Source organism: Microbacterium sp. LMX7-1.2 (genome assembly GCF_040675935.1).
GTDB lineage: Bacteria > Actinomycetota > Actinomycetes > Actinomycetales > Microbacteriaceae > Microbacterium.
Genome location: NZ_JBEGIL010000001.1, coordinates 3,075,491 through 3,094,534, shown reverse-complemented (window position 1 = coordinate 3,094,534; position 19,044 = coordinate 3,075,491). Strand labels below are relative to the sequence as shown.

15 protein-coding genes and 1 other RNA gene are annotated in these 19,044 nt (G+C 70.5%); 1 reads left to right on the top strand and 15 read right to left on the bottom strand.

From position 1 onward, the window contains the following. Nucleotides 1-7: 7 nt before the first annotated feature. From MRBLMX7_RS15150 to ffs, 15 genes are all read right to left on the bottom strand, one after another. Nucleotides 8-730 (bottom strand): FadR/GntR family transcriptional regulator, encoded by a 723-nt coding sequence (locus tag MRBLMX7_RS15150; protein WP_363369721.1) that lies wholly within the window; start codon nt 728-730, stop codon nt 8-10. Between the two features lie 116 nt (nt 731-846). Further along, nucleotides 847-1,476 carry a thymidine kinase gene (locus tag MRBLMX7_RS15145; RefSeq protein WP_363369719.1) on the bottom strand — a complete coding sequence of 210 codons (630 nt, stop codon included), beginning with the start codon at nt 1,474-1,476 and terminating at the stop codon, nt 847-849. A 7-nt stretch (nt 1,477-1,483) separates the two neighbouring features. After that, nucleotides 1,484-2,914, bottom strand: a complete 1,431-nt coding sequence (gene mqo, locus MRBLMX7_RS15140; protein ID WP_363370949.1) for a malate dehydrogenase (quinone) — start codon at nt 2,912-2,914, stop codon at nt 1,484-1,486. A gap of 125 nt (nt 2,915-3,039) precedes the next feature. After that, nucleotides 3,040-4,110: an aspartate-semialdehyde dehydrogenase gene (locus MRBLMX7_RS15135; protein WP_363369717.1), complete on the bottom strand. Its 1,071-nt coding sequence runs from the start codon at nt 4,108-4,110 to the stop codon at nt 3,040-3,042. Between the two features lie 131 nt (nt 4,111-4,241). Next, entirely contained in the window at nt 4,242-5,528 is a 1,287-nt protein-coding gene (locus tag MRBLMX7_RS15130; RefSeq protein ID WP_050722934.1) for an aspartate kinase, read from the bottom strand. 79 nt (nt 5,529-5,607) lie between these two features. After that, nucleotides 5,608-6,510 carry a DMT family transporter gene (locus MRBLMX7_RS15125; RefSeq protein ID WP_363370947.1) on the bottom strand — a complete coding sequence of 301 codons (903 nt, stop codon included), beginning with the start codon at nt 6,508-6,510 and terminating at the stop codon, nt 5,608-5,610. Between the two features lie 31 nt (nt 6,511-6,541). After that, nucleotides 6,542-7,135: a recombination mediator RecR gene (recR, locus tag MRBLMX7_RS15120; protein WP_050722587.1), complete on the bottom strand. Its 594-nt coding sequence runs from the start codon at nt 7,133-7,135 to the stop codon at nt 6,542-6,544. Next, complete coding sequence (locus MRBLMX7_RS15115; protein ID WP_363369714.1) at nt 7,135-9,561, bottom strand: DNA polymerase III subunit gamma and tau; 2,427 nt, start codon at nt 9,559-9,561, stop codon at nt 7,135-7,137. The genes recR and MRBLMX7_RS15115 overlap by 1 nt, the downstream gene beginning before the upstream one ends. Before the next feature lie 178 nt (nt 9,562-9,739). Continuing rightward, the gene (locus tag MRBLMX7_RS15110; RefSeq protein ID WP_363369712.1) at nt 9,740-12,238 is read right to left on the bottom strand and encodes a glycoside hydrolase family 65 protein; all 2,499 of its coding nucleotides are present in this window, start codon (nt 12,236-12,238) and stop codon (nt 9,740-9,742) included. Next, complete coding sequence (locus tag MRBLMX7_RS15105) at nt 12,235-13,020, bottom strand: beta-phosphoglucomutase family hydrolase (protein WP_363369710.1); 786 nt, start codon at nt 13,018-13,020, stop codon at nt 12,235-12,237. Before MRBLMX7_RS15105 ends, MRBLMX7_RS15110 begins: the two co-directional genes overlap by 4 nt. Nucleotides 13,021-13,124: 104 nt before the next feature. Then, complete coding sequence (locus tag MRBLMX7_RS15100; RefSeq protein WP_363369708.1) at nt 13,125-14,345, bottom strand: acetate/propionate family kinase; 1,221 nt, start codon at nt 14,343-14,345, stop codon at nt 13,125-13,127. Then, nucleotides 14,342-16,459, bottom strand: coding sequence for a phosphate acetyltransferase (pta, locus tag MRBLMX7_RS15095; protein ID WP_363369706.1), 2,118 nt, complete (start codon nt 16,457-16,459; stop codon nt 14,342-14,344). The genes MRBLMX7_RS15100 and pta overlap by 4 nt, the downstream gene beginning before the upstream one ends. 74 nt (nt 16,460-16,533) lie before the next feature. Next, nucleotides 16,534-17,109, bottom strand: a complete 576-nt coding sequence (locus MRBLMX7_RS15090; protein WP_363369704.1) for a hypothetical protein — start codon at nt 17,107-17,109, stop codon at nt 16,534-16,536. A gap of 107 nt (nt 17,110-17,216) precedes the next feature. Then, a complete protein-coding gene (locus tag MRBLMX7_RS15085) occupies nt 17,217-17,822 on the bottom strand; it encodes a rhomboid family intramembrane serine protease (protein WP_363369701.1) in 606 nt (201 codons plus the stop codon). Between the two features lie 41 nt (nt 17,823-17,863). Then, an RNA gene (gene ffs / locus MRBLMX7_RS15080) (signal recognition particle sRNA small type) lies at nt 17,864-17,960 on the bottom strand. Nucleotides 17,961-18,051: 91 nt separating this feature from the next. Here ffs and MRBLMX7_RS15075 point away from each other — a divergent pair. Beyond that, nucleotides 18,052-19,041, top strand: a complete 990-nt coding sequence (locus MRBLMX7_RS15075; RefSeq protein ID WP_363369699.1) for an AAA family ATPase — start codon at nt 18,052-18,054, stop codon at nt 19,039-19,041. Nucleotides 19,042-19,044 lie beyond the last annotated feature (3 nt).

Sequence of the window (19,044 nt, the reverse complement as noted above, 5' to 3'; positions counted from 1 at the left end):
GTGCCTCTCAGACGACGGACGGGAGGGGGCGGGTGAGTCCCGCCGCGGTGTAGTAGCCGGTGATGTGCGCGTGCACGAGGGAGCGAGCGCTCTCGGCGTCTCCGCGCGCGATCGCCTCGACGATGGCGCGATGCTCGGCGCGGAGCACGTCGACCATCCCGCTCCAGTCCTCGATCGCCTCGGCGCCCCGCTGGACGTAGGACTCGATCGCGGTGCGGAGACCCGCCATCATCGCGGCGACGACAGAGTTGCCGCTCGCCTCGGCGAGAGCGAGATGCAGTTGCGCGTCGAGGGCGAGGAACTCGGAGGGCGTCAGACCCTCGGCATCCATGGCGTCCAGCGTTCGGCGTGCGGGGTCGAGATCGGGCTGCGGCTGCCCCGCGAGGTCGGCGACCACGGCATCTTCGAGCAGCAGCCGCGTGCGGACGACGTCGTCGAGCGGGAAGCCATGAGCTGCGACCTGAAGTCGCAGAAGGGTCGACATGCCCCCGCTGGGGGTGGCGATCACGATCGCGCCGGCCTGAGGGCCCGAGCCCGTGGCCGTGCGGATGAGACCCATGACCTCCAGCACTCGCAGCGCTTCGCGGACGCTCGATCGGCCGACTCCGAGGTCCGCGGAGAGGTCGCGCTCGGACGCCAGGCGGTCGCCGGGACCGAGACGGCCGTCGAGGAGATCTCGTTCGATGTGCTCGAGCACCAGGCGCCACGCGCGTGCAGGCTGCTCCGGCATGCGTCCTCCCGATCACCGTCGAACTCTGTGGTCTGACCACAGTAGCGCGTGTGGTCAGACCATGCAACGCAGGCACGCCGACGGCACCCTCTGACAGAGGAGGGCGAGCCGACGGATCAGCCCAGGCGTCCGCCCGACTCCTGGAGGTAGCAGGCACCGCACAGGGACTCGTAGGTCGTCAGCTCAGGAGCCGAGTCGCCGTTCGCCCCCTCGTCGATCGCGACCTGATCGCCGTCGAACACGAAGCGTCCGCCGACCACACGACCGTTGAAGACCGCCTTGCGTCCGCAGCGGCAGATCGTCTTGAGTTCCTCGAGGGAGTGCGCGATCGCCAGCAGACGCGCCGACCCCGGGAACGCGTGGGTCAGGAAGTCGTTGCGGATGCCGTACGCGATGACCGGGATGCTCTCCTCGATCGCGATGCGGAAGAGATCGTCGACCTGCTCCGCCGTGAGGAACTGAGCCTCGTCGATCAGCAGGCACGCCACCTCGGCGGTCGTCGATGCGCGGACGCGAGCCCGATGCTCCGCGAAAACCACGCGTGCATCGTCCTCGGGCCCGAGAAGGAAGTCGACCTCGCGAGTCATCCCCAGCCGACTCGAGATCTCGGACGCGCCCTTCGTGTCGATCGCGGGCTTCGCGAGCAGGACGTGCTGCCCACGCTCCTCGTAGTTGTACGCGGCCTGAAGGAGAGCGGTGGACTTGCCCGAGTTCATCGCGCCGTAGCGGAAATAGAGCTTGGCCACCGGGCTGCTACTCGTCGATGCCGAGGACGGACGCGGTCGCCGATGTGGAGCTCGCCGCCAGCGCGGCATCCGTGTTCAGCTTCTCGCCGAACGTCGGGATGAGCTCCCGCAGATCGGACTCCCACCCCGGGTACTCGGCCGGGAAGCACTTCTTCAGCAGGTCGAGCATGATCGGCACGGCGGTCGACGCACCGGGCGACGCACCGAGGAGCCCGGCGATCGAGCCGTCACCCGCGGCGACGACCTCGGTGCCGAACTGCAGGATGCCGCCCTTCTTGGGGTCCTTCTTCATCACCTGGGCGCGCTGACCCGCGTTGATGAGGGTCCAGTCCTCGCCCTTCGCGGTCGGCATGAAGGTGCGGAGGCTGTCGACCTTCTTGGAGTGGTTCTTGAGCAGCTCGCCGACCAGGTACGTGATGAGGTCCGGGTTCGCGAAGGCGACGCGGAGCATGGGCCACAGGTTGTGCGGGCGCACCTGGGTCACGAGGTCGAGCATCGATCCGTTCTTGAGGAACTTCGGGCTGAACGTCGCGAACGGGCCGAACATGAGCGACGCCTCGCCGTCGACCACGCGCGTGTCGAGGTGCGGCACCGACATGGGCGGGGCGCCGACCGAGGCCTGCGAATACACCTTGGCCTTGTGCTGCGCGACGATCGCCGGGTTCGAGGTCTTGAGGAACTGTCCGCCGATCGGGAAGACGCCGTAGCCCTTGATCTCCGGGATGCCGGAGCGCTGCAGGAGCTTGAGTGCCCAGCCGCCCGCGCCCACGAACACGAAGCGCGCGTCGACCTCGTCGGGCGTGCGGCCGACCGTGTTGCGGAAGCCGACGCGCCAGGTGCCGTCCTTGCGTTTCTTGAGCGACTTGACCTCGGTGTTCGTGCGGAGCGTGACACCCGAGTCGGTGAGGTGGTCGAAGAGCTGGTGGGTGAGCGCTCCGAAGTCGACGTCGGTACCGGCGGGCACCCGCGTCGCTGCGAACGGCTCGCCCTTGCGACGCTGCTGCATGAGCAGGGGCGCCCACTTGTTGATGACGCGCGAATCCTCGCTGTACTCGATGCCCGCGAACAGCGGCTGCTTCTTGAGCACCTCGTAGCGGTCCTTGAGGTAGGCGACGTCCTTCTCTCCGCGCACGAACGTCATGTGCGGGGTCGCGTTGATGAACGTCGACGGCGCATCGAGCACGCCCTTCTCGACGAGCGAGGACCAGAACTGGCGGCTCTGCTGGAACTGCTCGTTGATCGAGATCGCCTTGGCGGGGTCGAGCGGGCCGTTCCCCTGCTGCGGCATGTAGTTGAGCTCGCACAGGGCCGCGTGGCCGGTGCCCGCGTTGTTCCACGGGTTCGACGACTCCTGGGCCACGTCGGAGAGTCGCTCGAAGGCGACGATCTTCCAGTCCGGCTGCAGCTCGTGCAGCAGCGTACCCAGGGTGGCGGACATGATGCCACCGCCGATCAAGACGACATCGACTTTTTCTGTCACCAGGACAGTCTAGTTCGCGGGCACGGCGCGACAGACCACGCGGGCCGGTCCCACCAGACCGGTTCGGTATCGCGGGGATGCCGTCAGGCTATGACCGCCAGGCGCTCGGCGAGGATCTCGGCGATCTGCACCGCGTTGAGCGCCGCTCCCTTGCGCAGGTTGTCATTGCTGATGAACAGCACGAGGCCCTTGCCCTCCGGCGCGGACTGATCGGCGCGGATGCGACCGACGAAGCTCGGGTCCTTGCCCGCGGCCTGCAGCGGGGTGGGGACCTCGTCGAGCACGACGCCGGGGGCCGCGCTCAGCACCTCGGCCGCGCGCTGCGGGGTGATGTCGCGCGCGAACTCGACGTTGATCGACAGGGAGTGACCCGTGAAAACGGGAACCCGCACGCACGTGCCGGCGACACGGAGGCCGGGGAGTTCGAGGATCTTGCGGCTCTCGTTGCGGAGCTTCTTCTCCTCATCGGTCTCGTTCTGGCCGTCGTCGACGAGGTTCCCCGCGAACGGGATGACGTCGAACGCGATCGGCGCGACGTACTTCTCGGGCTCCGGGAAGTCGATCGCCGAGCCGTCGTGCACCAGACGCAGGGTGTCGCCCTGGGCGAGCACGCCCTCGACCTGGCCGAGGAGCTCCTGCGCGCCGGCAAGGCCGGAGCCCGACACGGCCTGGTAGGTCGACACGATCAGGCGCTCGAGGCCGGCCTCGGCGTCCAGCGCCTTCAGCACCGGCATCGCGGCCATGGTCGTGCAGTTCGGGTTCGCGATGATGCCGCGCGGGCGGTCGTCGATCGCGTGCGGGTTGACCTCGCTGACGACCAGCGGCACCTCGGGGTCGTTGCGCCAGGCGCTGGAGTTGTCGACCACGACGGCTCCGGCCTCGGCGAAGCGCGGCGCGTACGCGCGGCTGGCCGTGGCACCTGCGGAGAACAGAGCGATGTCGATGCCTGCGGCATCCGCGGTCTCGACGTCCTCGACGATGACCGTCGCGCCGCCGAACTCGATCGCGGTGCCCGCCGAGCGCGCGGAGGAGAACAGCCGCAGCTCGCGGATCGGGAAGGACCGCTCGGCGAGAATCTCGCGCATGACGGTACCCACCTGGCCGGTGGCGCCCACGATGGCGACGGAGAGTCCTGAGTCGGAGATGCGGGTCATGATGTTCCTTGGCGTCGAGCAGTGCTGCAAGAGAGGCTTCGGGCGCGACGTCGGGATGCGGATGCCGCGCCTGGCGCCGATGTCAGGGTTCCGGCGAGTCTACCGCGCCGGAGGCGGTGCTCGGCCCGGCGTCAGCGGCCGGTGCCGGCGTGGACCGTTGCGTCGAACTCGCCGTCCAGGCCGTAGGCGGTGTGCACGGTGCGAGCGGCCTCGGCCAGGTCGCTGTCGCGCAGCACGACCGAGATGCGGATCTCGGACGTCGAGATCATCTCGATGTTGATCCCGCCGGCCGACAGCGCCTCGAAGAGGATCGCCGAGACTCCCGAGTGCGTGCGCATGCCCGCGCCGACCACCGAGAGCTTGCCGATCTGGTCGTCGTGCACGAGGTTGCTGAAGCCCACCTCGGTCTGCTCGGCCGCGAGCGCCTTGAGCGCGCCGGTCGCGTCCGCCTTCGGGACCGTGAACGAGATGTCGGTGCGGCCGGTGGTCGCGCCCGACACGTTCTGCACGATCATGTCGACGTTCGCGCCCGACTTAGCGACGATCTTGAAGATCTCCGCGGCCTTGCCCGGCACGTCCGGGACCCCGGCCACGGTGATCTTGGCCTGGCTGAAGTCGGTGGCGACCCCGGCGACGATCGGTTCTTCCATGTCTGCTCCCTCGGCTTCGCGGGGGTTCTTCATGCCCTCGCCCAGAACGTAGGTGCCCTCGGCCGACGAGAACGTCGAACGGGCGTGGATCAGGACGCCGTGACGGCGTGCGTACTCGACGGCGCGGATGTAGAGCACCTTGGCGCCGTTGGCGGCGAGCTCGAGCATCTCCTCGCTCGAGATGTGGTCGAGCTTCTGCGCGCGCGGGATGATGCGCGGGTCGGAGGTGAAGATCCCGTCGACGTCGCTGTAGATCTCGCACACGTCGGCGGACAGAGCTGCCGCCAGGGCGACGGCGGTCGTGTCGGAGCCGCCTCGGCCGAGGGTGGTGATGTCGCGGGTGTCGCGGTTGAAGCCCTGAAAACCGGCGACGATCACGATCGCCCCCTCGTCGAGCGCCTCGCGCAGACGGATGGGCGTCACGTCGACGATGCGGGCCGCGCCGTGCTGGGAGTCGGTGATCATGCCGGCCTGGCTGCCCGTGAACGAGCGCGCCTCGAAACCCATGGAGTGGATCGCCATCGCGAGGAGCGCCATCGAGATCCGCTCGCCGCTCGAGAGCAGCATGTCGAGCTCGCGCGGCGCGGGGATCGGTGCGACCTCGTTCGCGAGGTCGAGCAGCTCGTCGGTCGTGTCGCCCATGGCGCTCACGGCGACGACGACGTCGTGCCCGGCACGACGGGTGTCGACGATGCGCTTGGCGACGCGCTTGATGCTCTCTGCGTCGGCGACGGACGAGCCGCCGTACTTCTGCACGATGAGGGCCACGTTCACTCCCTGGGATGTCGGGCGGATCCGCCCACGCTCATTCTACGATCGGCGCATATACCCGCCCGCGCATGTGACGTCAGGGCGCCGGAGGCACCGGGCCCGGTGCGAGCCCGGCCGGAGCGGAGGCCGGAGGACGGAGTCGCCCGCCGGTCGCGGCGAACCAGCAGCCGGCGATGATGAGCGGGAAGCCGATGAGCAGCCCGGGGGTGAGCGGTTCCGACAGCACGATCGCACCGAGGACGATCGCCACGACCGGATTCACGTAGGTGAACAGCGGCGCGCGCACGGGACCGACCTCGCGGATCAGCGCGAAGAAGGCCAGGAAGGCGACGGCCGTGCAGATGACCGCGAGGGCGAGGAGCGCGCAGATCGCGGTGGGGGTCGGCATCTCGTGCTGTGTCAGGAGACCGATCGGGAGGTACAGGATGCCGATCATGAGGAGCGACAGCGTGATGGTGCCGAGCGACGGAACATCGACGAGCTTGCGCGCGACGATGAACGGGGCGATCGCGTAGAGCACGGCGACGAGGAGCACCTCTCCCGCCGCCAGCAGGCTGACCCGACCGCCGAACAGCCCGGGACCCGCGACGACGATCGCGACGCCGAGGAACCCGACGAGCAGTCCGATCGCGCGGGCCGGGCGGAGCACGCCGCGGTCGCCGCCGCCCAGGGCGATGAGCGCAGCGAAGAGAGGGACGGTCGCGACCAGCAACCCGGTCATGCCGGACGGCAGCGTCATCTCCGCGTGGCCGAGCAGCACGAACGGACCGGCCATCTCGACCAGGCCGAAGGCGAGCACCCAGGGCCAGTGCCGCCACGCCGCCTTCAGGGCACCGCCGCGGAGCGCGAACGGCAGGAGCAGGAGCGCCGCGATCAGCGTGCGGCCGGCGACGATCGCCGGCGGGGAGAACGACTCGACCGCGACGCTGATGAACAGGTACGGCACGCCCCACAGGAGCGCCATCGCCCCGAAGAGCAGCCAGCCGCGTCGGGAAAGCCGCCCTGGGCGTTCACAGCACGCGCCGGCCCTCGAAGGCGCGTCCGAGGGTGACCTCGTCGGCGTACTCGAGGTCGCCGCCGACCGGAAGGCCCGAGGCGAGACGCGACACCGTGATCTGCATGGTGGTGAGCAGGCGGCTGAGGTAGCTGGCGGTGGCCTCGCCCTCGAGGTTCGGGTTGGTGGCGAGGATGACCTCCTGCACCGTGCCGTCGGCCAGACGCGTCATGAGCTGGGCGATGCGCAGATCGTCGGGGCCGATGCCCGCGATCGGGCTGATCGCGCCTCCGAGCACGTGGTACAGACCGCGGAACTCTCGCGTGCGCTCGATCGCCGCCACGTCCTTCGCGTCCTCGACCACGCAGATCAGGGCGGTGTTGCGCCGGGGGTCGCGGCAGATCGCGCAGCGCTCCTGCTCCGCGACGTTGCCGCAGATCTCGCAGAAGCGCACACGCACACGGATCTCGGTGAGCAGCTCGGACAGACGCGCGACGTCGAAAGTCGGCGTCTGCAGGATGTGGAACGCGATGCGCTGGGCCGACTTGGGCCCGATGCCGGGCAGGCGGCCGAACTCGTCGATGAGCTCTTGGACGATTCCGTCGTACATCAGGAGAACCTCGTGGGGGGCTCGTAGGGCTCTTCGCGCACGAACGTCGCGCCGAGCACCTGGCGGATGACTGCCTCACCGTAGCGCTGCACGCCACCGGATGGGGTGCGCTCGGTGACGACGGGGGCGGATGCCGGTGCGGTACGCGGGACGGGAGTCGCCGCGGACCCCTGAACCTGGGTTCGCGGTGCGGATGCGCTCCGGGCAGCTGTCGACCCGCCGGCGGAGGACGGCACCGGTTCGTACGAAGGGTCGTACGGCGGCTCGTCGTCGCAGGGCGGAGGCTCATCGTCGTACGGCGGGGGGACGTCGTCGGTCCCGGGTCCGGACGGCGCCGTCTGCCCGTTCGGTGCCGTCCGCCCGTTCGGCGCGGTCGGTGCATGGGCGGACGCGGTCGGCGACGATGCGGCGGGTGCCGGTACCGCCGGAGCGGGTGACGCAGGCTCCGACGGCGTGGTCACGGTCGCCGATTGATCCGTGACGCCGTCTCGGGCGACCTGGACCGCGTCCGGGGGCGAAGACGGAGTCGCCCGCTCCACCGCGGGGACTCCGGGCTCAGCGCTCGTCGGCTCGGCCGACGACGGGATGGGGGCGACCGCCCAGTCCGTCACGGGGGTCGCGGAATCGCTGCGGGTCTGGGAGCGCGAGGGGCCGGCTGACGCAGGCTCCGATGCGGGAGCGTCGGCGGTCGGTCCGCTGGAGGCCGACGGCGAGGACTGCCTCGGTGCTCCGCCTGCGGGCATCGGCGCGGGGAGGTACTTGACCTTGACGCCGACCTCCTGCTCGATCGCGGTGCGCAGATGATCGGAGGGCCCCGATCCCGGCGTGGTGCCCTTGAACTTCGCCACATCGTGCTGGCTCGTGAACCCGAGCGTCAGCACCTCGGTCTCGGTGACGAACGCGAGGGGCTGCACGGCGGTCGCGAGCAGCCAGGACGCGCGGCTGATGTCCTCGAGACGCGTCAGGATCGCAGGCCAGGATGCCGTGATGCGATCGAACGTGACCGGACCGGAGGGGGCGGGTACGGGCTCGGGCTGCGTCGCGGGCTCGGGCTGTGTCGAGGGCGCGGATGCCGGGCCTTCGGATGCCAGGGCGCGCGTCTCGAATGCCGGGGCGGGCGTCTCGGATGCCGGGGCGGGCTCTGCCGCAGATTCGACCGTCGTCTCGGGCGCGGCGCTCCCTCGCGGAGCGACCGGCGGGGTCGATGCGGGCGCCGTGTGGTTCGATGCGGGAGCCGACGGCGCACTCGCTCGAGCGGCGGTCGCGGTCGGAGCCGCGCCGGTGGAAGGCCCCGCAGCGGCAGCATCCGTGGATCCGGCGAGGACCCGCGCCACCATCAGTTCGAGGTGCAGACGTGGCGAGGTCGCCCCGGACATGTCGTCGAGCGCGGCGCTCACGACGTCGGCGGTGCGCGACAGGCGTGCCGCGCCGAACGACCGGGCCTGCGTCTGCATGCGCGCGAGCTCGTCGGCGGCGATGCCGCGGAGCACGGCGGACGCACCGTCGCCCACGGCCGCGATCACGATGAGGTCGCGCAGGCGCTCGAGAAGGTCGTCCACGAAGCGGCGCGGGTCCTGCCCGGTCTGCACGACCCGGTCGATCGCGGGGAACGCGGCAGCCGCATCGCCCGCGGCGAGCGCGTCGACGATCTCGTCGAGCAGGGCCGCGTGCGTGTACCCGAGAAGAGCGACGGCGCGCTCGTAGGCCACGGTGACGGTCTCGGAGCCTGCCGGAGAATCCGAGCCGGCGATGAGCTGGTCGAGCAGCGAGAGCGTGTCACGGGGCGAACCGCCTCCGGCGCGCACGACGAGCGGCAGCACTCCGCGCTCGGCCACGACGCCCTCCTCGGCGCAGAGCTTCTCGACGTACTCGAGCATCGCGGCGGGCGGGACGAGCCGGAAGGGGTAGTGGTGGGTGCGCGAACGGATCGTGCCGAGCACCTTCTCGGGCTCGGTCGTCGCGAAGATGAACTTCACATGCGGCGGCGGCTCCTCGACGAGCTTGAGCAGCGCGTTGAACCCCTGCGGCGTCACCATGTGGGCCTCGTCGAGGATGAAGATCTTGTAGCGGTCGCGACTCGGGGCGAAAGTGGCGCGCTCGCGGAGGTCGCGCGCGTCGTCGACGCCGTTGTGGCTCGCCGCGTCGATCTCGACGACGTCGAGGGACCCGCCGCCCGCTCGCGAGAGCTCGACGCAGCTCGGGCACGTGCCGCACGGGACGTCGGTCGGACCCTCCGCGCAGTTCAGGCAGCGCGCGAGGATGCGCGCCGAGGTGGTCTTGCCGCAGCCGCGAGGACCGGAGAACAGATAGGCGTGGCCGACACGATCGCCGCGCAGCGCGGTCATCAGCGGATCGGTCACCTGGGACTGCCCGATCATCTCGCCGAACGACTCGGGGCGGTAGCGGCGGTAGAGGGCTGTGGTCACCACCCCAGCCTACGGCGTGCCGCCGACATCGAGGCAGCCCGGGCTCCGGCATCCGATGTTCCGCCTCGCCCCCGTCGACGCCCCATCTGCGCGCCGACGCCCCACCTGAGCGCGGTCCACACGATGGGGCGTGGGCGGCCAGATGGGGCGTCGGTGGAAACGGTCGCGAAGAGTCGGCTCAGTCCTGGGAGTCGATCACCGGGATCGCGGTCGTGATGACGGGCACGGAGGCCGACAAACGCGTGCCGTCCTCACGGCGTGCATCGGCGAACTGCCTCAGCGTCGGACGCCCGGGGATCAGCGGCCCCTGGTCGGCGAGCGGCACCACGACGTCGTCCTCCGTCGTCGCGATGTAGGCGACGTCGCGCACCGTGAACGGGACGGGCTCGCCCGAGCGCACATGCACGCGGAGCTCGTCCTTCGTGACGGTGACCTCAAGGGCCGACCCCTGCCACTGCAGCGGGAACGACAGCGACGGCCAGTCCGCGGGGAGGCGCGGGTCGAAGCTCAGCTCGCCCGCCCAGTCGCGCATGCCGCCGAAGCCGCACACGAGCGCCGTCCACACGCCGCCGGCGGAGGCGACGTGCACGCCGTCGGCCGCGTTGTGGTGCAGGTCGTGGAGGTCGACGAACAGGGACTGCTCGAAGTACTCCAGCGCGAGGTCCTGGTACCCGACCTCGGCCGCGAGGATCGACTGCACCACGGCGGAGAGCGTCGAGTCGCCCGTGGTCAGCGGGTCGTAGTAGTCGAAGTCTGCCTTCTTCTCCTCGGGCGTGAAGTGGTTGCCCTGCAGGAACAGCGCGAGCACGACGTCGGCCTGCTTGAGCACCTGGAACCGGTAGATCACCAGCGGGTGGAAGTGCAGGAGCAGAGGGCGCTGATCGTCGGGCGTGTGTGCCAGATCCCAGACTTCGCGCTCGAGGAACAGCGAGTCCTGCGGGTGGATGCCGAGCGCCTCGCTGTACGGGATGAACATGGCGTCGGCCGCGCGCTCCCAGCCCTCGGCCTCGCCCGGCTGCAGCCCGGTGCGCTCGCGCACGAGCGCGAACTCCTCGCCGTTCGCCTCCTCCGCCTCACGGACGACCTTGGCCGCATAGCGCAGGTTGTACCGCGCCATGACGTTCGTGTACAGGTTGTCGTTCACGACGGTCGTATACTCGTCCGGCCCCGTGACGCCGTGGATGTGGAAGGTCTCGATCGCGCCCTCCGCCCCCGGCACGGCGTGCGAGGAGCGCCAGAACCCGAGGGTGGCCCACAGCCGCGCCGTCTCGATCGCGACGTCGATGCCCTCGCGCCGCAGGAAGTCCTCGTCGCCGGTCGCCCGCACGTACTTGCCGAGGGCGAAGCTCACGTCGGCGTTGATGTGGTACTGCGCGGTGCCGGCCGCGTAGTAGGCCGAGGCCTCCTCGCCGTTGATGGTGCGCCACGGGAACAGCGCCCCTGCCTCGTTGAGCTGTGCCGCGCGTCGACGGGCCGCGGGGAGCATGTGCACACGCGCGCGCAGCGCGTTGCGGGCCCACTGCGGCGAGGTGTAGGTGAGGAACGGGAGCACGTAGATCTCGGTGTCCCAGAAGTAGTGGCCGCTGTAGCCCGACCCCGAGACGCCCTTGGCCGGCACTCCGGTGCCGTCGGCGCGGGCCGACGCCTGTGCAAGCTGCAGCAGGCACCACCGGGTCGCCTGCTGCACGGCATCCTGCCCGTCGATCCGCACGTCGCTGCGCTCCCAGAACGCGGCGAGCCAGTCGGCCTGACGGCGGAACTGCTCGTCGACGCCCTCCGACATCGCGCGGTCGAGCGAGCGGCGGCAGCGGTCGACGAGCTCGCGCGGCGGCACACCTCGCGAGGAGTGGTAGCTGACGAGCTTCGTGATCGAGATCGGCACTCCGGCCCTCGCCTGCACCCGGAAGACGTTCTTGGCGATGTCCTCCTCGATGAGCGTGCGCGAGGTGTACTCGTTCTCGGTCTCGATGATGTGGTCCGCGACCACCGCGACGGTCATGCCGGAGGCCGCGACCGTGTACGACAGCGCGGAGCGCAGGCCGTCCTGCCAGTGCTCGGCCGGCTCCAGCACGCGCTCGGCGATCTTCTCGGCCTTGCGCGGGTCGAAGCCCTTCTTCGCCTCGGTCGGGATGCCGGCGTACACGCCGGCGCCGTCCTGACGGTTGAGCAGCTGACAGCTGACCGTGACGGGGGCGTCGGAGTTCTCGACCACGACCTCGAGCCGCAGGATCGCGAGGTGCCGCTCCTCGAAGCTCACGATGCGCTCGTCGCGCATGCGCACGCGCTTGCCGGACGGCGTCTCCCACACGAGCACGCGCTCGAGAACACCCGTCTTCATGTCGAGCGTGCGACGGTACTCGCGCACGTCGGCGACGTCGAAGGAGATGGGCTCGTCGTCGACGTACACGCGCATGACCTTGGCGTCGGGCGCGTTGACGATGGTCTGTCCGACCTCCGCGAATCCGTACGCCTGCTCGGCGTGGCGGATCGGCCAGGTCTCGTGCAGTCCGTTCACGAACGTGCCGTGCTCGTGCGCGCCACGTCCTTCGATGTGGTTGCCGCGCAGGCCCAGGTAGCCGTTGCCGACGCCGAACAGCGTCTCGCCCACCCCGTCCTCGGAGTAGCGCGTCTCGATCAGGCGCCAGGGGTCGACGGGGAAGCGGTCGCGGTCGATCATGCGGTCTCCTCGGAGTCGGAGGGTGCGGACGAGGGGTTCGGGGTGGAATCGGATGCCGGGAGGAACGCGTCCAGGTCCTCCACGACGACGGTCGCCCCGGCGGCGAGGAGCGCCTCGGCACCGGCGCCGCGGTCGACGCCGACGACGGTCGCGAAGCCCGCAGCGGCCGCCGAGGCGGCGCCCGAGGTGGCGTCCTCGACCGCGACGCTGCGCGCAGGGTCGACGCCCAGCGCGACGGCGCCGGCGCGGAACATGTCGGCGGCGGGTTTGGAGGCGAGTCCCTCGCGCTCCGCCACGACGCCGTCGACGACGACGCGGAAGAAGTCGCGGATGCCGGCGGCGCCCAGAACCTCCTCGGCGTTCTTCGAGCTCGACACGACACCCAGCGGGATGCCGGCGGCGGTCAGCCTCTCGACGAGGGCGAGCGATCCAGGGAAGGGCGCGATGCCCTCGGCACGCAGCGAGGCGGCGAAGGCCGCGTTCTTGCGGTTGCCGATGCCGCAGATCGTCTCGGCCTCGGGCGGGTCGTCGACCGCGCCCCACGGGACCTCGACGTTGCGGCTCTGCATGAGGCTCGCGACCCCGTCATAGCGCTTCTTGCCATCGACGTAGTCGAAGTAGTCGGCATCCGTGTAGGCGGGTTCGATGCCCCACTGCGCGAAGACCTCGTCGAACACGTGCTTCCAGGCGCGCATGTGCACTTCGGCGGTGGGCGTCAACACGCCGTCGAGGTCGAACAGGACCCCGTCGGTGCGGAGCAGATCGGGCAGTGCGTCGGGCACGGGAGCCTCCAGGAGAGGGACGAGGGTTCCGGCACCATCTCCGTGCCACTGTGCAAGCGTAGTGCGGCTCGGCGAGCGGCGGAAACCCCCAGATGCGGTCGGGGTCAGAGCATCCGGGAGGTCTGCCGTGCGATCTCGAGCTCCTCGTTCGTCGGCACCACCAGAACCGCCACCCGGGACGCGTCCGTGGAGATGCGACGGATGCCGCGGCGCCGTTCGACGTTGCGCCCGTGGTCGATCTCGACGCCCGCGAACCCGAGGGTCGCGAGGGCCTCCGCGCGCACGGCCGCCGCGTTCTCTCCCACCCCCGCCGTGAACGAGATCACGTCGACCCCGCCCAGCTGGGCGATGTACGCACCCGCGTAGGCGCGCAGGCGGTGGATGTACACGTCGAACGCGAGCGTCGCCGCGGCGTCGCCGCTGTCGCGCCCGGCGAGGATGTCGCGCATGTCGCTGCGCCCCGCGAGGCCCTGGAGACCGCTGCGGGTGTTGAGGAGCGCATCGAGGTCGTCGATCGAGTATCCGGCACGTCGCGACAGGTGCACGAGGGCGGCGGGGTCCAGGTCGCCGGAGCGGGTCCCCATCACGAGCCCCTCGAGCGGAGTGAGCCCCATCGACGTCTCGACCGAGCGTCCGCCGTCGATCGCGGTGACCGAGGCGCCGTTGCCGAGGTGGAACACCAGCTGGCGGAGCGCGCCGAGGTCACGCCCGAGGAACGCGGCGGCCGCCTCGCTGACGAACTGATGGCTCGTGCCGTGGAAGCCGTAGCGACGCACCCTGTGCTCCGCCGCCAGCTCGGCGTCGATCGCATAGGTGTACGCGGCGGGCGGGAGCGTCTGATGGAAGGCCGTGTCGAACACCGCGACGTGCGGCACGTCCGCGAAGACCGCCTTCGCGGCCACGATCCCGGCGAGGTTCGCCGGGTTGTGCAGCGGCGCGAGCACCGCGAGCTCGGCGATCTGCTCCTCGACGTTCGGCGTCACGAGGGTCGGCGCGTAGAACCGCGCTCCTCCGTGCACGACGCGATGGCCGACCGCGGCGGGAGGATGCTCGTCGAGCGACGGTCCGTGCTCGGCGAACTGCTCCAGCATCACCGCGAAGGCCTCGTCGTGGTCGGCGACCCGTCTCTCGCTCTCGTGCGTGGCGTCGAGCATCGTGACGACGGCCTCGCCCGCGGCATCCGGTCGTACCGTGTGCGCGATCGCGCTGAGATCCTGCCCGATGCGCTCGATCAGCCCGCTCGCGAGTTCCCGCTCGTCCTCGATGTCGATCAGGGAGTACTTGAGCGAGGACGACCCGCTGTTGATCACGAGGATGGTGGTCACGATGCGGCCCCCTGCGCCTGGATCGCGGTGATCGCGACGGTGTTGACGATGTCGTCGACCAGCGCACCGCGCGACAGGTCGTTGATGGGCTTGTTGAGGCCCTGCAGCACGGGTCCGATCGCGACGGCACCCGCCGACCGCTGCACGGCCTTATAGGTGTTGTTCCCCGTGTTGAGGTCGGGGAATACGAACACGGTGGCGCGTCCGGCGACGGCGGAGTCGGGGAGCTTGGCCTTCGCGACGGCGGCGTCGGCCGCCGCGTCGTACTGGATCGGGCCCTCCACGAGCAGCTCGGGAGCGCGCTCGTGCACGAGGGCGGTCGCCTCGCGCACCTTGTCGACGTCGGCACCGGAACCCGACTCCCCCGTCGAGTAGGACAGCATCGCGATGCGCGGGTCGATCCCGAACTGCGTCGCGGTCGCGGCGGAGGAGACCGCGATGTCGGCGAGCTGCTCGGCCGTGGGATCGGGGATCACGGCGCAGTCGCCGTACACGAGCACGCGATCGGCAAGCGCCATGAGGAACACGCTCGAGACGACCTTCACACCGGGGCGGGTCTTGATGATCTCGAACGAGGGGCGGATCGTGTGCGCCGTCGTGTGCGCGGCCCCCGACACCATGCCGTCGGCGAGCCCTGTATGCACCATCATGGTGCCGAAGTACGACACGTCGGTGACGGTGTCGGCCGCCTGGGCGAGCGTGATGCCCTTGTGCGCACGCAGCCGGGCGTACTCGGCCGCGAAGCGCTCGACGAGTGCGGGATCGTTGGGACTCACGATGTCGGCCGCCGCGATGTCGACGCCGAGCTCGACCGCCCGCGCCCGGATCGCCGACTCGTCGCCGAGGATCGTGAGATCGGCGACCTCGCGCGCCAGGAGCGTGGCGGCGGCACGGAGGATGCGGTCGTCGTCGCCCTCCGGCAGCACGATGCGGCGACGGTCCGAGCGCGCCCGCTCGATCAGGCCGTACTCGAACATGAGCGGCGTGACGACCTTCGACTCGGCGAGGCCGAGCTGGGTCGTGAGCTCGGTGATGTCGACGTGCGTCTGGAACAGGCCGAGCGCGCGGTCGTAGCGCGCACGCGACTCGGGCGATATGCGTCCGCGCGCACCCATGACCCGCACGGCGGTGTCGTAGGTGCCGAGGTCCGTCGCGATGATCGGCACCGTCGAGGGGAAGCCGTCGAGCAGCTGCACGATGGGTTCGGGCAGCGGGAACGGTCCGTTGAGGATGATGCCGGCCACCCGCGGGAACGTCCCGGAGGCGTCGGCCAGCAATGTCGCGAGCAGCACCTCGGTGCGGTCGGCGGGGATCACCACGACCGCTTCCTCGGTGAGCCGCGGCAGCACGTTCACCATCGACATCCCGGCGACGACGATCGTCAGCGCCTCGCGTGCCAGCCGGTCGGGGTCGCCCTTGATCAGGCGGCCGTCGACCGCCGCGAGGATGCCGCGGATCGACGGTGCGACGAGGGTGCGGTCCTCGGGCATGGCCCATACGGGCGTCGTGCGCGCCGGACGCACCGCGGCGACCGCGGACTCGATCTCGCCGAGGCGCTCGGGGTCGGCGCGGTTGACGACGACCGCGAGGAGCTCGGCGCGCTCGACCTCGAGCTCGGAGAGTGCGAGCGCGGCGATCTGCCCGACCGCGGCGGGCGTGCGGGCCGTGGTCGTGCCGAGCTGCTCGGCCTGGCGCTGCTGGTCGCGACCGCTGAGCACGAGCAGGACGGGGGCGGCGAGGTTCGCGGCGATCCGCGCGTTGTAGCCGAGCTCGGCGGGGCTCGCGACGTCGGTGTAGTCGCTGCCGATGATCACGACCGCGTCGCACTGCGCCTCGACGGCCTTGAACCGGGCGACGATGGTCGACAGTGCGCGGTCGGGGTCGTCGCGGACGTCGTCGTAGGTCACGCCGATGCAGTCGTCGTACGCGAGCTGCACGCCGTCGTGGGCGAGCAGGAGCTCGAGCACCTCGTCGCGTTCTGTGACCGAGCGGGCGATCGGCCGGAAGACGCCGACCCGCGGGGTGACCCTCATGAGCGCATCGAGCACGCCGAGGGCGATCGTGGACTTCCCGGTATGGCCTTCGGCCGAGGTGATGTAGATGCTCTGCGCCACGGCTCCAGCTTAGGTGCACCTCACCCGCGGATCATGGGCGTCGGCCGTGAGAACCGCCGCCGTGGACGTGCGGGTCAGCAGGGCTCCGACATCGCGTCGACCACGGCGACGGCGTCCTCGGCGTAGCGCGTGTAATAGGTCGGGTCGAGGTTGATCTGCACCCGGTGGATCGCGAGCGAGCGGTCGAGATCCTGCCATCCCGGCACGCGGGCGAGCCGCTGGTAGAACAGGGTCGCGGCGGTCGCGGGATCCATCCGCTGCTCCGCGCTCCCCCACCAGTCCTGCTGCTGGAACAGCCCGATGCTGGTCGTGCGGCTTCCGTCCGGGTTCGTGAACCCGCTCGTCTCCCAGTCGCCGTAGTCGATGTTGCGGAGGCTGCTCTCCCCCATCGCGGTCATGACGCCGAGGATCTGCCCGTCCCGTCCGAACCCGAGGGTCGTCGCGGTCTGCATGATCGTGGCGGCGTTGTCGAGCTGCTCGCCCTCCCACCCGGCGATACCCGACTCGGGGAACGTGGTCGGGTCGCTCAGACAGATCGCCATGGGCTTCTCGTGCGCGAGTCCGAGCGGGATGAGGATCGCGGCGAGCGCGGTGAGAGTCACGGCCCCCGCGGCGATCGCGATCCGGACGAGCACCCGTCTCCGCTGCATCCGTCGCTGCGCGCGCCGGCGTGGCGAGACCCGGCGGCGGCGCGTGCGACCCGAGGGGCGTCGGCCCGTCGTCCGCCGTCGCGTGCTCCGCCTCTTCGTGGCGCCTCTCATGTCGCGCGAGACCGTCCGCGTCCGAGGAAGACCGCGAGCCCCCCGCCGATCGCGCCGAACAGATGCGCCTGCCACGACACGCCCTCCCGCACGCCCACGACCCCCGCGAGCATGGAGCCGCCGTACAGGGCGATCACGATCACCGCGACCACGGCGTACAGGATGCGGTGCGAGACCCGCCCCGGTGCGAACACGCGCAGCACGGTGTAGCCGAAGTATCCGAACACCAGGCCGGAGGCGCCGACCGTGAGCGTGCCCGGTGCGTTGAGCAGCCAGGTTCCGAGGCCGCCGACGACCGCGGCGAGCAGCGTCACGGTCCAGAACCGGCGTGCGCCCTCGACCGCGACGAGGCAGCCGAGCACGAGAAGCGGCAGGGAGTTGGCGATCAGGTGCTGCCAGTTCGCGTGCAGCAGCGGGCCGACGAGGATGCCCAGGAGACCCTCGAGGTCCCACGACCGCAGTCCGAAGCCGGTGAAGGATCCCGGCAGGATCGCATCGGCTGCCTGGACGATCCACATAGCCGCGAGGAGGAGGATCGGCGAAGCGAAACGCCCGAGCGGGCGCGATGCGCGGGTGCTGCGGGTCACATCGGGGCTCGTCACGTCTCGATCCTGGCAGGTGCGCCCCGGAAGACCCTGAAAAAGAAAGTGACCCTCCGCGCACCCAGCAGAGCCCGGTTACCCTTGCTGCGTTTCCGCCCTGGGGGAATTGGCCTGGATGCCGCCACGCGGAGAGCCGTGGACAAGTCTAGCCGATCCGGAGCTCGCTCCCTGCCGCTCGGGTTACGATCGGTGCACGCGCGCATCGTTGCGCCCACGCGAGAGGGAACGCATGCCAGAGAACCCGCCCCCGAGACCACCCGTGACCGACGCCGCGCAGTTCGCCGCGCAGACCTCGGCCATCATCGACTCGGTCTCGCGCGTGATCGACGGCAAGCCGGACGCGGTGCGCAGCGCGCTCGTCTGCCTGCTCGCCGAGGGCCATCTGCTGATCGAGGACGTGCCGGGCGTGGGCAAGACCATGCTCGCCCGCGCTCTCGCCGCGAGCGTCGACGCCACGGTGCGCCGCATCCAGTTCACGCCCGACCTGCTGCCCGGCGACATCACGGGCGTGAGCGTCTACAACCCGGTCGATCGCGAGTTCGAGTTCAAGCGCGGCGCCGTGTTCGCGCACATCGTGATCGCGGACGAGATCAACCGCTCCTCGCCCAAGACGCAGTCCGCCCTGCTCGAGGCCATGGAGGAAGGGCAGGTCACGGTCGACGGGTCGACGCACCCGCTCCCCGATCCGTTCCTCGTGGTCGCGACGCAGAACCCACTCGAGATGGAGGGCACGTACGCTCTCCCGGAGGCGCAGCGCGACCGGTTCATGATGCGCATCTCGATGGGCTACCCGGATGCCGCGGCCGAGGCCGAGATGCTGCGGCAGCGCGACACCGTCAACCCGCTGTCCTCGGTGACGTCCGTCGCGGACGCCGCCTCGATCACGGCGCTCATCGCGTGGGCGCGTTCGGTGCACGTCGCACCGGCGGTCGAGGAGTACACGGTCGCGCTGGCGCAGGCGACGCGATCCGACCCGAGCCTCCACCTCGGCGCGAGCCCTCGGGCCACGCTCCAGCTCATCCGCGCGGCCAAGGTGTGGGCGGCGCTCGACGGTCGGGACTTCGTGATCCCGGACGACGTGTCCGCGCTCCTCGCCCCGGTGCTCGCCCACCGTCTCCTGCCCGCTCGCGGCGCGCACCGCGCCGGCGCCCAGCCCGTCGAGTCCGCGTTGCGGCAGATCGTCGACCGCGTGCGCGTGCCGATCGCCGCGCGATCCTGATCG

Excerpts from the sequence above, each read along its gene's own strand:
- MRBLMX7_RS15150 (WP_363369721.1), bottom strand. The coding sequence starts at position 730 with ATGCCGGAGCAGCCTGCACGCGCGTGGCGCCTGGTGCTCGAGCACATC.
- mqo (WP_363370949.1), bottom strand. The coding sequence starts at position 2,914 with ATGTCCGCCACCCTGGGTACGCTGCTGCACGAGCTGCAGCCGGACTGG.
- MRBLMX7_RS15135 (WP_363369717.1), bottom strand. The coding sequence starts at position 4,110 with ATGACCCGCATCTCCGACTCAGGACTCTCCGTCGCCATCGTGGGCGCC.
- recR (WP_050722587.1), bottom strand. The coding sequence starts at position 7,135 with ATGTACGACGGAATCGTCCAAGAGCTCATCGACGAGTTCGGCCGCCTG.
- MRBLMX7_RS15110 (WP_363369712.1), bottom strand. The coding sequence starts at position 12,238 with ATGATCGACCGCGACCGCTTCCCCGTCGACCCCTGGCGCCTGATCGAG.
- MRBLMX7_RS15090 (WP_363369704.1), bottom strand. The coding sequence starts at position 17,109 with ATGCAGCGGAGACGGGTGCTCGTCCGGATCGCGATCGCCGCGGGGGCC.
- MRBLMX7_RS15075 (WP_363369699.1), top strand. The coding sequence starts at position 18,052 with ATGCCAGAGAACCCGCCCCCGAGACCACCCGTGACCGACGCCGCGCAG.